Source organism: Gemmatimonadota bacterium (genome assembly GCA_009692115.1).
In the GTDB taxonomy this organism is placed as follows: domain Bacteria; phylum Gemmatimonadota; class Gemmatimonadetes; order Gemmatimonadales; family GWC2-71-9; genus SHZU01.
In genome coordinates, this window is record SHZU01000009.1 from 86876 (window position 1) to 102500 (window position 15625).

Annotated in this window: 12 protein-coding genes (1 of these 12 only partly in view); 4 read left to right on the plus strand and 8 right to left on the minus strand. The window is 67.7% G+C overall.

Features of this window, described 5'->3' with window-relative positions:
* Positions 1-3: 3 nt before the first annotated feature.
* The 8 genes from trpA to EXR94_11555 all read right to left on the minus strand — a co-directional run bounded on the left by trpA (position 4) and on the right by EXR94_11555 (position 8930).
* Positions 4-846, minus strand: coding sequence for a tryptophan synthase subunit alpha (gene trpA / locus EXR94_11520; GenBank protein ID MSR03348.1), 843 nt, complete (start codon positions 844-846; stop codon positions 4-6).
* Positions 843-2012 carry a tryptophan synthase subunit beta gene (trpB, locus tag EXR94_11525; GenBank protein MSR03349.1) on the minus strand — a complete coding sequence of 390 codons (1170 nt, stop codon included), beginning with the start codon at positions 2010-2012 and terminating at the stop codon, positions 843-845. Before trpB ends, trpA begins: the two co-directional genes overlap by 4 nt.
* Positions 2012-3400 (minus strand): bifunctional indole-3-glycerol-phosphate synthase TrpC/phosphoribosylanthranilate isomerase TrpF, encoded by a 1389-nt coding sequence (trpF, locus tag EXR94_11530; protein MSR03350.1) that lies wholly within the window; start codon positions 3398-3400, stop codon positions 2012-2014. Before trpF ends, trpB begins: the two co-directional genes overlap by 1 nt.
* Positions 3390-4406 carry an anthranilate phosphoribosyltransferase gene (gene trpD / locus EXR94_11535; GenBank protein ID MSR03351.1) on the minus strand — a complete coding sequence of 339 codons (1017 nt, stop codon included), beginning with the start codon at positions 4404-4406 and terminating at the stop codon, positions 3390-3392. Before trpD ends, trpF begins: the two co-directional genes overlap by 11 nt.
* On the minus strand, positions 4393-4992 hold the full coding sequence (locus EXR94_11540; protein MSR03352.1) for an aminodeoxychorismate/anthranilate synthase component II: 600 nt from the start codon (positions 4990-4992) through the stop codon (positions 4393-4395). The genes trpD and EXR94_11540 overlap by 14 nt, the downstream gene beginning before the upstream one ends.
* A complete protein-coding gene (locus EXR94_11545) occupies positions 4985-6571 on the minus strand; it encodes an anthranilate synthase component 1 (protein MSR03353.1) in 1587 nt (528 codons plus the stop codon). Before EXR94_11545 ends, EXR94_11540 begins: the two co-directional genes overlap by 8 nt.
* Positions 6568-7581: a 3-deoxy-7-phosphoheptulonate synthase gene (aroF, locus tag EXR94_11550; protein ID MSR03354.1), complete on the minus strand. Its 1014-nt coding sequence runs from the start codon at positions 7579-7581 to the stop codon at positions 6568-6570. The genes EXR94_11545 and aroF overlap by 4 nt, the downstream gene beginning before the upstream one ends.
* 206 nt (positions 7582-7787) lie before the next feature.
* Positions 7788-8930, minus strand: a complete 1143-nt coding sequence (locus EXR94_11555; protein MSR03355.1) for an aminotransferase class V-fold PLP-dependent enzyme — start codon at positions 8928-8930, stop codon at positions 7788-7790.
* A 97-nt stretch (positions 8931-9027) separates the two neighbouring features.
* Between EXR94_11555 and EXR94_11560 the strand changes: the two genes are divergently transcribed.
* The 4 genes in view from EXR94_11560 to EXR94_11575 are tightly spaced (at most 4 nt apart) and all read left to right on the plus strand, a layout consistent with a single transcriptional unit that may run on beyond the window.
* Entirely contained in the window at positions 9028-11034 is a 2007-nt protein-coding gene (locus tag EXR94_11560; protein ID MSR03356.1) for a S9 family peptidase, read from the plus strand.
* Positions 11031-13031 (plus strand): S9 family peptidase, encoded by a 2001-nt coding sequence (locus tag EXR94_11565; GenBank protein ID MSR03357.1) that lies wholly within the window; start codon positions 11031-11033, stop codon positions 13029-13031. The genes EXR94_11560 and EXR94_11565 overlap by 4 nt, the downstream gene beginning before the upstream one ends.
* The gene (locus EXR94_11570; protein MSR03358.1) at positions 13028-14563 is read left to right on the plus strand and encodes a D-aminoacylase; all 1536 of its coding nucleotides are present in this window, start codon (positions 13028-13030) and stop codon (positions 14561-14563) included. Before EXR94_11565 ends, EXR94_11570 begins: the two co-directional genes overlap by 4 nt.
* 4 nt (positions 14564-14567) lie before the next feature.
* Positions 14568-15625: the 5' portion of an acyl-CoA synthetase gene (locus tag EXR94_11575; GenBank protein MSR03359.1), read on the plus strand. 586 nt of this gene lie beyond the right edge of the window; 1058 of the gene's 1644 nt are visible here — the first part of the coding sequence; its start codon is at positions 14568-14570; its stop codon lies off the right edge, out of view.

Genomic DNA, 15625 nt, shown 5'->3' on the forward strand with positions numbered 1-15625 from the left:
CGCCTAATTCTCAAGCCCCCGACCGCTAGAGGCAACCCCGAGGGATCGGGTGGCGGCTTTCATCTCAGCCACGAATGTGCGGGTCACCTCGCCGAGTCGGTCGGGTGCGGCCGTGGCGATTCGGCGAACGAGGGCCGATCCGGAGATCGCCCCGGCCGCTCCCAGGGCGAGAGCCTCGCGGACGTGGCTGGGTTCTCCGATCCCGAAACCCAAGAGGGCCGGCGGGGCGCCGGTCCGCTTGAGGTCGCGAATCAAGCCCGCGGTCGACGCCGCCTCGGTCGAGTCCTCCCCAGTGACACCAGAGCGCCGGGTGACATAGCTGAAGCCTTCGGTGAGGTTGGCGAGCCGCGATAGCCGTTCCGGTGTCGCGTTCGGCGGCACGATCATGATCGAGGCGATCCCCGCTGCCCGGGCGAGGGCGGCGAACGGCGTCGCTTCTTCGGAGCCGAGATCCGCGAGCAAGACCGAGTCGGCTCCCGAGGCCGCCGCCTCGTGGTAGAATTGCTCGGGCCCGCGCTGGAGCGCGAGGTTAGTGTAGGTCAGGACGCCGATCGGAAGGGTCCCTCGCCGGCGTCGCAGACCTCGGATCAAGGTCCAGCAGGCGGCCGGCGTGGTTCCGGCCGCCAGGGCGCGGACGGCGGCGGCTTGGATGACGGGGCCATCAGCCACCGGATCGGAAAACGGAATGCCGACCTCAATCGCGTCAGCTTCGGACTCCGCAAGCTCGACGAGAATCCGAGCCGAGGTGGCGAGGTCGGGGTCACCGAGCATAACGAACGGGATGAAGGCGCCTTCCCGGCGGGCCTCGAGGCGCCGAAACATCTCGGGGTACCGTTGGTGGCTCATCGACGGACCTTCTCGAGAAACCGCTCGACGGCTGCGAGGTCTTTGTCTCCGCGACCGGACAAATTCACGAGAATGGACTGGTATCGGCCGTCGGCCGCGAGCTCGGCCGCCACTGACAGAGCATGGGCACTTTCGAGGGCGGGAAGAATCCCTTCACGGGCGGCCAAGTCGGTGAACGCCGCGACCGCGGCGGCGTCGGTGCAGCTCCGGTACATGACCCGTCCGGTGGCGGCAAGATGGGCGTGTTCGGGCCCGACGGCGGGGTAGTCGAGCCCGGCCGAAATCGAATGGGACTCGAGGATTTGCCCGTGGGCGTTTTGGAGGACCATGGTGTGCGCGCCGTGCAAGACGCCGGGCCGTCCCAGGCGGAGGGTGGCACCATGGTGGTTGGTGTCGAGCCCGCAGCCCCCGGGCTCGACCCCGATTAGGTCGACGGGATCGCCAAGAAACGCCGTGAAGATCCCGATCGCGTTCGAGCCGCCGCCGACCGCGGCGACCACGACGTCAGGCAAGCTGCCGGTGGCCGCCAGGAATTGGCGCCGGGCCTCGTCACCGATGATCCGTTGGAAGTCCCGCACCATCGTGGGGTAGGGGTGCGGGCCGGCAACGGTCCCCAGGAGGTAGTGGGTGTTCGCGTAGGAGGCGGACCAGTCGCGAAGCGCCTCATTGATCGCGTCCTTGAGGGTGGCACCACCGGTCGTGACCGGAATCACCTCGGCTCCGAACAGTCGCATCCGATCAACGTTCGACCCTTGGCGTTCGATATCCTTGGCGCCCATGTAGATCACCGTCTCGAATCCGAACACGGCGCCCGCCATCGCGGTGGCCACGCCATGTTGTCCCGCGCCGGTTTCCGCGATGAGCCGAGTCTTGCGTAACCGTTTAGCCAGGAGCCCCTGGCCGAGCGCCTGATTGGTTTTGTGCGCGCCGCCGTGGAGGAGGTCCTCCCGCTTGAGCCAGACGGGGCACCCATCGCCGGTGCGCACGCAGCGATACAGCGGGGTCGGACGCCCGGCGTAGTGAATGAGCAGGGCCTGGAGTTCGGTCTGAAAAGCCGGGTCTTCGCGAGCGAGGATGAAGGCCGTTTCGAGCTCTTCGAGCGCCGGCAGAAGGATTTCGGGCACGAACGTTCCCCCGAAGGCACCAAACCGCGTCGGCAGTTTCATCAGCTGATCCTCCTGGAGATGGATGCCGCCCGGCGTGCGGCAAAGAAACGGGCGAGGGTCGAATGATCCTTTCGGCCCGGCGCCCGCTCGACCCCCGAGCTCACGTCGAGAAAGCTGATGCCGGTGGCTGCCGCGGCCGTCACGTTGCGGGGCGTAAGTCCGCCGCTCAGGATGCACCGATCCGGATCGGCCAGCCCGGCTAGGAGGCCCCAGTCGAACGTTCGCCCGGTTCCGCCCCTCCGGTTGGGGTCGGCTCGATCGAGGAGGCGGCGGTCGAACGCTTGGACGGTTGCCGGCGGGGGCACCGATCCAACCGGCACCGCTTTCCAAATCTCCGTGTCCGGGGAGAGTCTGGCTCGAAGGTGAACCGCGTAGCTCGCGTCTTCGTCGCCGTGGAGTTGAACCGCCTGCAGGCCCAAGTCGTTGGCGATGGCGGCAACTCGGCGCTCGGGTTCGTTCACGAACACCCCGGTCCACTGAAGGCCGGCGGCGGCCCGAATTGGCCGGGCCGAGGCCACCGTCACGGCCCGCGGCGAATCGACGGCGAACACCAATCCGCCATGGGTGGCCCCGAACTGCCAGGCGGCGGCCGCGTCGTCCGGCGAGGTCAGTCCGCACACCTTGGTCGGACCGAAGATCAGTTCCCGCGTGGTCACCTCGGGATTGGCCGAGGCCATCGGGGCCGAGCCGACGAGGAATCCGTCGACGATGGGTGCGAGGCGACGGACGTCGGCGGGCGATCCGATCCCCGATTCCGAAATCACGATTGCCGCTGCCGGGGCCAACGGCGCCAGCCGCTCGGTCACCGCCAAGTCAACGTCGAGGGTCCGAAGGTCGCGATTGTTGATCCCGATGAGGGTGGCGCCTAACGCCGTCGCCCGGGCCATCTCGGACGCGCTGTGAACCTCGGCCAGGACGGCCATCCGGAGCCGGCCGGCCAGGTCGGCGGCGGCTCGATATTGGGCGTCGTCGAGGAGCGACAGCATCAGGAGGACGGCGTCGGCCCCGGCCCGCCGAGCCTCGACGACCTGATAGGCATCCAGGATGAAGCCCTTGCAGAGCACCGGCTGGGAGAGGCTGGCGCGGACTCGGCTGAGCAACTCAAACGACCCGCCGAAAAACCGGTGATCGGTCAGGACGCTGACGGCGGTGGCGAACCCCCGGTAGGCCCGGATCACGGCGTCGAGTTCCGAAGCCGCCCTGATCCGGCCGCGGGACGGCGAGGCCGGCTTGATTTCCAGGATAAACGCGGGATGCTCGTGCTGGAGGGCCGCCTCGAAGTTGCGATCGCTTGGCTCGAGCCCCTCCAGCAACTCGGCGAGCGGCCGCCGCTCGCGCCGCGCCTCCAGGTCCACCCGGGTGGCGGCAACCATCGACTCAAGTCCCATGGGACGCCTCGATCAGCCGTTCGAGGGTCGCCGTCGCGGTGCCGCGGCCGAGAATCTCCCGAGCGACGTTGACGCCGGAACGAAGATCGGGTGCCACCCCCGCGATCCAGAACAGGGCGCCCGCGTTGAGGGCGACGGCCGCGAGGTGCGCGTCGGGCGCCCGGCCAGCGAGGAGTTCCCGGAGCCATACCGCCGCGTCGGCCGGCCCCCCTTCCGCCAGCAAGGCGCTGACCGGATACCTCGGCAGCCCGGCGTCTTCCGGAGTGAGGATCAGGTCCGTCAGGTTACCGTCCTGGAGCAACGTCGCCTCAGAATGGTGGTGGAGGGCCAACTCATCGAGGCCGCCGCCGTGCACGACCAGCGCGGAACGGCATCCAAGCCGGCCCAGGGTCAACGCCGTGGAGCGGCAAAGGCCGGCGGCGTAGATCCCCATCAGCTGAATCTCGGGCCGGGCCGGGTTGGCCAGGGGACCGAGCCGGTTGAACACGGTCCGGGTCTTGAGGGTCTGCCGGACGGCCGAGGCCAGCCGGACGCCGGCGTGGTAGGCGGGGGCGAACAGAAAGCAGATCCCGGCATCATCCAGCGCCCGGCGGGCGAGGCTCGGCGCCAGGTCCAGGGGAATGCCTAACGCCTCGATCAGGTCGGCCGAGCCACACCGGGAGGTCGTGGCCCGGTTGCCATGCTTGGCCACCGGTACGCCGCCCGCGGCGGCGACAAAGGCGGCGGCGGTCGAGATGTTGATGGTGCCGCTCCGGTCGCCGCCGGTGCCGCAGGTGTCGGCCACCGGTCCGGGCGGTTTCGGAAACGGCCGCGCGGCGTCGCGAAGGGCCATGGCGGCGCCGGCAATTTCATCGGCGCTTTCGCCCCGGGTCTTGAGCGCGACGAGCACCGCGGTGATCTCGACCTCGGAAAAGCAGCCCGAGAGCAGCATCTCAAAGGTCCGGTAGCTCTCCGCCTGGTCGAGGTGGCGATGGCTGAGGGTCTCGAGCAAATCAGCGACCGGCATGAATAGCCCAGGCGATCACGTTGCCGATCAGCCGCCCGCCCTCCGGGGTCAGAACCGATTCGGGGTGAAACTGGACCCCGATGGCGGGGGCATGGCGATGCCGAACGGCCATGACGATCCCGTCGGCCTCGGCGGCCAACTCGAGTTCGGCCGGCAGGGCCGTCGCCACGAGCGAGTGGTACCGCCCCGCCGGCATTGGGCTCGGCAGGCCGTTGAACGGCGGCTTGCCGTCGTGCCCGATCGAGACGGCCTTGCCGTGCACCGCCTCGGGGGCCCGGGCCACGGTGCCTCCCGTGGCCTCGACGAGGGCCTGATGCCCGAGGCAAACGCCGAAGAGTGGTACCCGGCCGAGCGCCCCGCGGACCACCTCGAGGCAACATCCGGCACCCGAGGGCGTTCCCGGGCCAGGCGATATGACCAAGAGTCTCGGCCCGCCGGGTCGAGTGGCCTGGGCAAGGACCCGCCGGGCCGTCGCCTCGTGGCGGATGACCTCGATCTGGGCCCCCCGGACGGCGAATTCTTCGGCCAGGTTGTAGGTGAACGAATCACGATTGTCGAGCAGGGTGACGGACAAGACGTTAGGCATTTGCCACCTCGGGCGCCGCGCGCTGGATCGCGCCGATGACGGCCGCGGCTTTCCGGCGGGTCTCGGCCGCCTCCTTGGCCGGGATCGAGTCCAGGACGATGCCGGCACCAGCGCGAACCGAGGCGACCCCATCGCGGACCACTGCGGATCGGATCACGATCGCGGTTTCGAGCGAGCCATCCGACAGCAGGTATCCGACCGCGCCCCCGTAGTAGCCCCGGCGACCGGGTTCGACCCGCCGGAGCAACGACGCGGCTTCGAGCTTCGGCGCCCCGACCAGCGTCCCCATCGGCATCGTCGCCGCGTAGGCCTCGATCGCGTCGACGCCGTCGCGGAGGACGCCGGTTACTTCGGAGACCAAGTGCATCACGTGGCTGTATCGTTCCACGTCGAGGAGCCGGGTTACCGAACGAGTGCCCGGCATCGAAATCCGGGCCAGGTCGTTCCGGGCCAAATCGACCAGCATCAGGTGCTCGGCGAGTTCCTTGGGATCGGAGCGGAGCGCGACCTCGTAGCGGGTATCGAGGTCCGGGTCGATCGTCCCGTCCGGTCGCCGACCCCTCGGAACTGTTCCGGCAATCGGGACAATGGTGGCCCGTCGAGTTGGTCCGTCGACGCGCAGGCACGTTTCCGGCGAGGCGCCGAACAGCACGGTGGCGGGGCCGTTGAGGAAGAAGAGATACGGGCTGGGATTGGCGGCTCGGAGAATCCCATAGGCCGTCAACGGCTCGGGACAGGGAAGCGTGAACGTCCGGGAGGCCACCACCTGATATCCGTCGCCTGCGCGGAGGTGTTCGGCGAGTTCGGTCACGACGGCCTCGAAGGCTGGGTCATCCTGGTCGACGGCCGGGGCCTCAGGTATGCCGCCGTCCAGGCGGCGGTGGGCGAGGTTGGCGGGAAGACCGGACCCCAACTCGACGAGGGCGGCCAGGTCGGCGCTGGCATCATGGCGGCGGTACTCGTCGCCGGGACCGGACCAGGTCGTGGCGATGAGGGTCGTGGTGTCTCTCGTGTGGTCCACGACGATGAGCCGATCGGGAACCCAGAACTCGACCCGAGGCGCCTCGGCCTCGGGTTGGGGCCCCGCCGGCAACGTCTCGAAATAGTCGATCGCGTCGTAGCCGATGGTGCCGATCAGGAGATGGCACCACCGCGCCGGGGCGCCGGCGAGTTGGATCTGGCCGGCCAACTCCCGGACGATATCGAGGGGGGACGGTTGGCGGAACCGGTCCCGCTCCGCCGGATCGGGTCCACCGGCCGGTATCGCGAGTCGAAAGATGCCGGCTGAGTCGGTTCGGCCGTCCGGCCGCCGCTCGGCCAGCCAGGCAATGGCGGCCGGGCCGTTCGGCGAGGTCGGAGCGACCGTGACGGTCGTTCGGTCGGCGGTGAGGTGCACCGCGGAGCGGACGCCGATCAAGCTCCGGGTCGTTCCGCCGGGCGTGTGGTCGGCGGACTCAAGCAGCTGGGTGTGGGGCGTGGCCCCGTCGGCGCTGACGGCCCGATACCAGCTAAGCGGGTCACCGGCGCCCGGGATCCGCCGGACCACCGGGGTCACGATTCCGAGGCGGGTTGGCGTCACAGGGTCCTCCCCGCCGCCGCGGCGAACCGGCCGAGGTCACGCATCAACGCCGCGAATTGGGCTGGGAAAAGCGATTGGTGTCCGTCGGACAGGGCGGTTCGCGGGTCGACATGAACCTCGATGAGCAGTCCGTCCGCCCCGCAGGCGATGGCGGCCTTCGCCATGGGCGCGACATATTCGCGGACCCCAGTGCCATGGGACGGATCGACGATGACCGGCAGGTGGCTGCGCGCCTTGATGGCGGGGACGGCCGACAGGTCGAGCGTATTGCGAGTGGCCGGGTCGAAACTCTGGATGCCGCGCTCGCACAGAATGACGTTCGGATTGCCCTCGGCCAAGATGTACTCGGCCGCGAGCAGCAGGTCGTCGATGCGAGCGGCCGGACCGCGTTTCAGAACTACCGGTTTCCGGGTCTGGCCTAACGCCTTGAGAAGCCGGAAATTCTGCATGTTCCGGGCGCCGGCTTGAAACCCGTCCGCGTACCGATCGACCAACTCCACGTCCGCGGCGTCGACCACCTCGGTCAGGGTCGGGGTTCCAGTCGCTTCGGAGGCCCGCCTCAGGATCTCGAGGCCGGCTTGGCCGAGGCCTTGAAACGCGTACGGGCTGGTCCGGGGCTTGAAGGCGCCGCCTCGGAGGATGGAGGCGCCGGCCGCGACCACCGCGGTGGCGGTGGCCTGCATCTGCTCGTCACTTTCAACCGAGCAGGGCCCGGCGATCACGACCAGCCGTTCGCCGCCGATCGGGACTCCGCCGAGCTCGACCACGGTGTCGGCGGGATGGAGTTCGCGGGCCACCAGCTTGTAGGGGGCCAGGATCGGCTTGACGCTCTCGACCATTGGGTGGGCTTCGAGTCCGAGTCGGGCGAGGACCCGTTCGTCGCCGAGGGCGCCGAGAACGACCCGCTCGGTACCGGGCATATGCAGCGGTGTGAGCCCTTGCGACCTGATCGTATCGATCAGCTCGTCGGCGTCCGCGCGGGTGGCATGGTGCTTCAAGACAATGATCATGGCCTTCCTTGCTGGGGAGCGCGCAGCACGGAAGGGCCCGAAACGAAGGAGCCCACCGCGGCTGCGGTGGGCTCCAAGTGTCAGGATCGAGTTATCGACTCAAACGTCAGTAGTCCCTACCGCTGAAATGCGCCAGGGCCACCACCAAAGGTTCAACGCGATTGGTTGAGTCATAGGAAAATAGATAAGGCACGATCCGCTTCGAGTCAAGCCAGGGCCTGGGTCAGGACGCTGAACAGTCGGTCGACGTCGGCCGGTTCGTTATAGACGTGGGGGGTAATTCGGAGCGACCGGCCGCCCCGAACGGTCACATACACCCGGCTGGCGGCCAGTCGGTCGGCCAATCCGGGGGCCAGCCCGGCCCGCGAGGTCAGGCCAACATAATGCGGCGCCCGGAGCCTCGGTGGGACCGCCGTCAGGCCGAGGTCGCCGCCGCGGGCGACGATGTCCTCTGCAAAGGCCCCGGCGGTTGCCGCGATGTTGGCCACCCCCCAACTCAGAATCAACTCGACGGCGGCGATGGCGGCGGGAAGGAGCGCGAAGTTCGCCGGCTCCCCCATGTCGAACCGCCGGGCCCCCGGTTGGAACTCTTCCGGATACCCGAGTCCGCTGAAGTTCTCCGAGCCGGCCCGGCCGAACCAATGGTGCTCGAGCGGCCGGCCCCCGTGGTGGCGGGGCGCCACGTAGAGGAACCCGGTGCTGTACGGTCCGAGCAGCCATTTATAACAGGCGGCCACCATGAAGTCCGGGTCGATGTCGCCGGCGTCGAAGGGCATGGCGCCTAACGATTGGGTCAAGTCGAGCACCAGCGCGCCCTGGACCGCCTGGAGGCGCTGGCGGATGGCTTTGAGGTCGAGCGCCGCGCCGCTGATCCAGTGCACGGCCGGGAGGGCCGCCACCCGGGTCCGGTCGTCGATGGCGGCCAGGATGACGCGGGTCCAGTCGTGGTCGGGAGGTTCCGGCAGCGTGACCAGCTCGGCGCCGGTGGCCCGGGCCCGTTCCCGCCAGGTCAGGATGGTCGAGGGGAACTCGCCCTCCAGCACCAGGATCCGGTCGCCTTTGGTGAGGGGGATGTTGGCCGCGGCGGTGGCCATCCCGTAGCTGGCGGCCGGAACGATCGCGATGTCCTCGGCGGCGGCGCCCGGTCCGATCAGCCGGGCAAAGGTCTCCCGCGCCTGCTGGGTCAGGGTAAAGAAATCAGCGGGGGACACGTTCCACGGCCGCTGCTTCCGGACCAACCCCGCCTGCCCGGCCTTGGTGACCGAGTTGGCGAGCGGGGACATATAGGCGCAGTTGAGATACGCCACGTCGGCCGGGATATCGAACAAATGACGCTGAGAGAGGAGAATGGGCATCAAGGATTCTAACACCGGTTGCCGGATTGGTCAGAGGTCGGCACCTTTGGATACCAATTCGAACCAATCGACCCGTGGAGCGTGAAGACCGATGCGAATACTCCGATTTGGGCTTGCCGTGGCGGCCCTGCATACGCCGATCGTCGCCGCCATGGCCCAGCGGCCGATGACGGCCGAAGACGTGCTGGCCATCCGCCAGGTCAGTGACGCCCAGATCTCACCGGACGGGAAGTGGGTGGCCTATGTCGTTACGGCCGCCGATATGGCCCAGAACGCGGCGAACAGTGACGTGTGGCTGGTGGCCGCCGATTGTGCGGGGCCGGCCGCTTGCCCGCCGGTTCGGTTGACCTCGAGCCCGAAAGCGGACGGCCAACCCCGGTGGTCGCCGGACGGCCGGTGGATCGGGTTCGTGTCGGCCCGGGAAGACCGGCCCCAGGTCTGGTTGATCCGCCCGCACGGTGGCGAAGCGGAGAAGCTGACCGATTCGAAGACCGGGGTCCAGTCGTTCCAATGGTCGCCCGATGGGAAGCGGATCGCGTTCCTGGCCACCCGGGCACCGACGGCTGACGAGGAGAAGAAAGAGAAAGAGAAGGACGACGCGATCGTGGTCGATCGCGATTTCCGAATGAGCTGGCTCTGGACCATCGACCTGGCCACCAAGAAGGCCGCCGAGTTGGTGAAGGGTGAATTCCAGGTCGGGGACCCGCAGTGGTCGCCGGACGGAACCCGGATTGCCTTCACGACCACCCCGACACCCAAGGCGGACGACGGCAGCCGGTCCGACATCCACATCGTCACGGTCGCCACCGGCGAGCGGCGGCAGTTGATCGAGAACGCCGGACCCGACAACGGGCCCCGGTGGTCGCCGGACGGCCGGTGGATCGCCTACTTGTCCCGCGGCGACACCCTCCGGGCGTTCGGGCAGCAACGGCTGACCGTGATTGCGGCGGACGGCGGCAGGCCGCGATCGGTGAGCCCGAGCTTCCTCTACCAGCCGGGTCCCGCGACGTGGTCTGCGGACGGCCAAACACTGTTCTTCGCCTCGCCGACCCGGACCACGACGCAGATGTATTCGGTCCCGGTGGCGGGCGGCGAGCCCAAGCAGCTAACGCAGGTCCGGGGCGTGATGAGCTCACCAACGATGTCGGCGGACCGGCGGACCCTGGCGTTCACGTTCGGCACGGTGCAGCAGCCCAACGACGTGTACGTCGCGCCGGTCTCGGCAGCGATCGAACCGCGCCGGCTGACCAACCATCATCCGGACCTGGCCCAGATTGCGTTAGGTCGGAGCGAGACGATTCGGTGGAAGAGCAAGGACGGGATGGAAATCGAGGGCGTCCTGGTCTATCCCGTCGGCCACGATCCGGCCAAGCGGTACCCGACCATGGCCTTCATTCATGGCGGGCCCTCCGGAGTCTGGACGGAGTCCTTCCCGGGGAGTTGGGGCAATTACGCCCACGTATGGGCCGGGCAGGGCTGGGTGAGTTTCTTTCCCAACGTCCGCGGGTCGAGCGGGTACGGCGAGAAGTACCTCAAGGCCAACGTCCGGGACTGGGGTGGCGGCGACTATCAAGACATTCAAACCGGGCTCGACCATTTGGTGAAGCGGGGAATCGCCGATTCGACCCGCCTGGGCCAGAGCGGCTGGAGCTACGGCGGGTACATGACGGCGTGGACCTTGACCCAGACCAACCGGTTCAAGGGCGTCATGGTCGGGGCGGGGCTCACCAACATGTACTCGATGTACTCGACCAACGACCTCCAAACCACCTTGGAGAATTACTTCGGGGCCGAACCCTGGGACGACGAGCAGGCCTACCGCCGAGCGTCGGCGATGACGTTCATCAAGCAGGCCAAGACCCCGACCCTGATTCTCCACGGCCAGCAGGACAACCGGGTGCCGATCGGCCAGGCGCAGGAGCTGTACATGGGCCTCACGAAGAACGAGGTGCCGGTCACCTTGGTGTTCTTCCCGCGGGAAGGCCACGGGCTCTCGGAACCCCGCCATCAATTAGACAAGATCAAGCGAGAGTACTCATTCTTTGCCAAGACCGTCCTCGGGGTCGAGGTGAAGGACAAACCGGAGCTGGTGCCATGACGATGATTGTGCGGGTAGTGACGGGCCTCGCGCTTCTGGCGGGGCCCTTGGCGGCGCAGTCGGGCATCACCGCGGAACAGGCCGCGGGGATGCGGCAGCTCGGCAACGTCCGGATCTCGCCGGACGGGCGGTGGGTTGCCTACACCGTCACGGTGCAGGACCTGAAACAGAGCAGCACCAACTCGGACATTTGGTTGGTGTCGTCGGCCGGCGGTGAGCCGGTCCGCCTCACCAACAGCAAGGCGGTCGACGATCAGGCGCGGTGGTCGCCCGACGGCAAATGGATCGCGTTCGTGTCCACGCGCGACGGCAAGCCGCAGATCTATCGGATCTCGCCGTTTGGCGGCGAGGCCGAGAAGCTCACCGACTCGAAGTCGGGCGTGCAGGGGCTCGAGTGGGCCGCGGACAGCCGGCGGATCGCCTATGTCGCCGGGCGCGAGCCGACGCCCGACGAGGAGCGGAAGCAGAAAGAAAAGGACGACGCCATCGAGGTCGATCGAAATTTCGTCCCGGCGCGTCTTCATGTCTTCGATCTCGGCGCCATGAAGGCTACCGAGGTCGTCAAGGGCGACTATCAGATTATCGGAGCGGCCTGGTCGCCCGACGGGAAGCAGATTGCCTACGTCTCGATGCCGACGCCGCGGGCCGATGATAGCCGGCACACCGACGTCATGATCGTCGATGTTGCCTCGGGAGCGACCCGCCGGTTGATCGAGAACGCAGGGCCGGATGCCAATCCGAGCTGGTCGCCGGACGGCAATTGGATCGCGTTCGACACCAAATCCGCCAATCGGGCTTCGACGACGCAATCGAAGCTCGTGGTGGTGGCGGCCGCCGGCGGGGCCCCGCGGACGCTGGCGGGTGATTTCCACTATCAACCCGGCCCGACCGCGTGGGCACCGGACGGGAAGTCGCTCTATTTCTGGGCGGTGACCCGGACCCGGCCCGAACTCTACCAGGTCGCGGTGGCCGGTGGGCCGGTCAAGCAGATTTCCGATCTCAAAGGATCGTTAGGCCTGTTCGCCGGGGGGCCGCCGTCGCTGTCGGCTGACGGCCGGATGATTGCGTTCGGGCGCTCCACGGTCGAGACGCCCGACGAGGTGTACGTCGCTCGGGTCGAATCGCCCTGGGTCCACACCGCGCTGACCACGCTGCATCCGGAGTTGGCCGGGGTGGCCATGGGCCGGGGCGAAGTGGTTCGGTGGAAGAGCCGGGACGGGATGGAGGCGGAAGGGGTGGTGGTGTATCCGGTTGGGTACCAACCCGGGAAGCGGTACCCGACGGTGGCGATCATCCACGGCGGCCCATCGGGTGTCTGGGACGAATCGTTTCCCGCCAACTGGTACAATCCGGCGCAGGTCTACGCCGCTCAAGGCTGGGTGGCGTTCCTGCCGAACCCCCGCGGCTCGAGCGGCTACGGGGAGAAATACCTGGCGGCCAACTACCGCGACTGGGGTGGCGGCGACTATCAAGACATTCAGACCGGCCTCGATTACCTGGTCAAGCGGGGCATTGCCGACTCGACCAAGCTGGCCCAGGGCGGCTGGAGCTACGGCGGTTATATGAGCGCCTGGACCCTGACCCAGACCAATCGGTTCAAAGCGATCATGGTTGGGGCGGGCCTGACCAACATGTACTCGATGTACTCGACCAACGACCTCCAGTCGGTGCTCGAGGACTACTTCGGGGGCGAGCCCTGGGACGACGAGCAAGCCTACCGCCGGGCCTCGGCCATGGTGCACATCAAGCAAGCCAAGACGCCGACCCTGATTCTCCACGGCCAGCAGGATACCCGGGTGCCGGTCGGGCAGGCGCAAGAGCTCTACATGGGGCTCAAGAAGAACGACATTCCGGTCGAGTTGGTGTTCTTTCCCCGGGAACCCCACGGGCTGCAGGAACCCCGGCACGCCCTCGACAAGATCGTCCGGGAGTACAACTTTTTCGCCAAGTATGTGTTGGGTGTCGAGCCCAAGCCCAAAGCGGAGCTGGTGCCATGATCGTTCGAGTTGCCATCCTCGGATTGCTGCTGGCCGGGCCCGCGGCGGCACAGGCCCGGATTGATGTCCTGATTCGCGGTGGCAGTGTGTATGACGGGACCGGGGGACCGCCGCGCCTGGCGGATATCGGGATTGCCGGTGACCGGATCATCTTCATCGGCGATGCCCCGGTCAGGGTGGTGCCGGGACGAGTGATCGACGCCCGGGGCCTGGTGGTGGCACCGGGATTCATCGACCCCCACACCCATACCGATGCCGATGCCCGGGATCCGATTCGGCGGCGGTTGGTGCCGTTCCTGGCCCAGGGTGTCACGACGGTCGTGATGGGCAGCGACGGCTCCGGGCCGTTCGAAGTGGCGGCCGCCCGCCAGCGGCTCAGCGCCGGTCTCGGCGTCAACGCCGTGTTCCTCGTCGGTCATGGCACCATCCGCCGCCACGTGCTCGGCATGGCGGACCGGGCGCCCACGGCGGCCGAGCTCGACAGCATGCGGACCCTGGTGGCCAAAGGAATGCGGGAAGGAGCCTTCGGCCTCTCGACGGGCTTGTACTATGCGCCCGCCAGCTATGCGACGACCGAGGAAGTGATCGAGCTCGCCAAGGTCGCGGGCCGGGCTGGTGGCTACTACGACTCCCATATCCGAGATGAGTCGAGCTACACGATCGGCCTGCTGGGTGCGGTGGACGAAGTGCTTCGGATCGGGCGCGAGGCGGCGCTCCCGGTTCACTTTGCCCACATCAAAGCGTTAGGCGTCGACGTCTGGGGGAAGAGCGACGAGGTGGTCGCCAAGATCCTGGCGGCCCGGGCGGGCGGCCTTCGGGTTACCGCCGACCAGTATCCCTATACCGCCTCGGGGACCAGCGTAGGCGCATCGTTGCTGCCTCGGTGGGCCGAAGCGGGCGGGCGTGACTCTTTGCTTCGGCGGATCAACGACCCGGCCACCCGAGACAAACTGGTCAAAGAGATGACCGAAAACCTCCGGCGCCGGGGCGGGGCCGGGTCGCTGCTGGTGACCGCGGGGCGGTGGAAGGGGCAGCGCTTGGCCGCGATCGCGACGGCCATGAAGGTGGACTCGATTTCAGCGGCCCTCGAGATCATCAAAGCCGGCGATGCCGGCGTGGCGTCGTTCAATATGAATGACGCCGATATCGACCGGTTCATGGCCCAGAGCTTCGTGGTGACCGGTTCGGACGGATCGGGAGGCCATCCCAGGAAATATGGGACGTTCCCTCGGAAGATCCGCCGGTATGCGCTGGACCGGGGGGTCATTTCCCTGACCCGGGCCATCGAAGCCAGCAGTGGTCAAACGGCCCAGATCCTCGGCCTGGCCGAACGGGGCACCTTGGTCGTCGGGAACTATGCCGACATCGCGGTGTTCGATTCCACCACGATCGAAGACCAGTCGACGTATGATGCGCCGGAGCTCTTGGCGGTGGGGATGCGCTATGTCCTGGTGAACGGCCGGCTGGCGATCGATGCCGGCAAGGCGACACCGGTCCTGGCCGGCCGTCCGCTGGCGCGGCGGGAACGATAGCCCGATGCCGAACCCCGGGATTTATGACATCGGCCTCGACCGGGGTGCGGCCAACTTTGCCCCGCTCTCGCCGGTGTCGTTCCTGGAATGGAGCGCCTCGGTGTACCCGGACCGCCCGGCGGTTCTCCACGGGGCCCGCCAGTTCACTTGGCGCCAAACCTACCAGCGGAGCCGGCGGCTGGCCTCGGCCCTGGTCCGGGCCGGAATTGGCCGCGGCGATACCGTCGCGGTCATGCTGACCAATACGCCCGAGATGTACGAATGCCATTTCGGCGTCCCGATGACGGGGGCGGTCCTCAACACGATGAACGTCCGGCTCGACGCGTCGACCATCGCCTTCATGCTCGACCACGGCGAAGCCAAGGTCCTGATCACGGATCGCGAGTTCAGTCCGACGGTTCGCGCCGCGTTAGGCCAATGTTCGGCCAAGCCGATGATCATCGATGTGCTCGACCCCGAGTATGCCGGCCCGGGCGACCGGCTGGGCGAGGCCGAGTACGAGGGCTTTCTGGCGGGGGGTGACCCGGAGTTTGCCTGGGCGCCGCCGCCGGACGAATGGGATGCGATCTCGCTCAACTACACCTCGGGCACCACCGGAAATCCCAAGGGTGTGGTGTATCATCACCGCGGCGCCCACCTCAATGCGATCAACCACGTCTTGATGTGGGGCATGCCCCGACACACGGTCTATCTCTGGACCGTGCCGATGTATCACTGCAACGGCTGGTGTTTCCCGTGGACCATCGCGGCGCTCGCGGGCACCAATGTCTGCCTCCGGAAGGCCGATGCCGAGGCGATTTTCCGCCTGATCAAAGCCCATCGGGTGACTCATTACTGCGGTGCCCCGATCGTGCACAACACGCTGCTGGGTGCGCCGGACGCCCTCTGGGCCGGGATCGGCCAGCGGCTGCATGCCTTCGTGGCCGGAGCGCCGCCGCCGATTGCCACGCTCGAGGCCATGGAGCGCCGCGGGGTCGAGTTGACCCACGTGTACGGTTTGACCGAGGTCTACGGGCCGGCCACGGTGTGTGCCAAACAGGATGACTGGAATGACCTCGACGT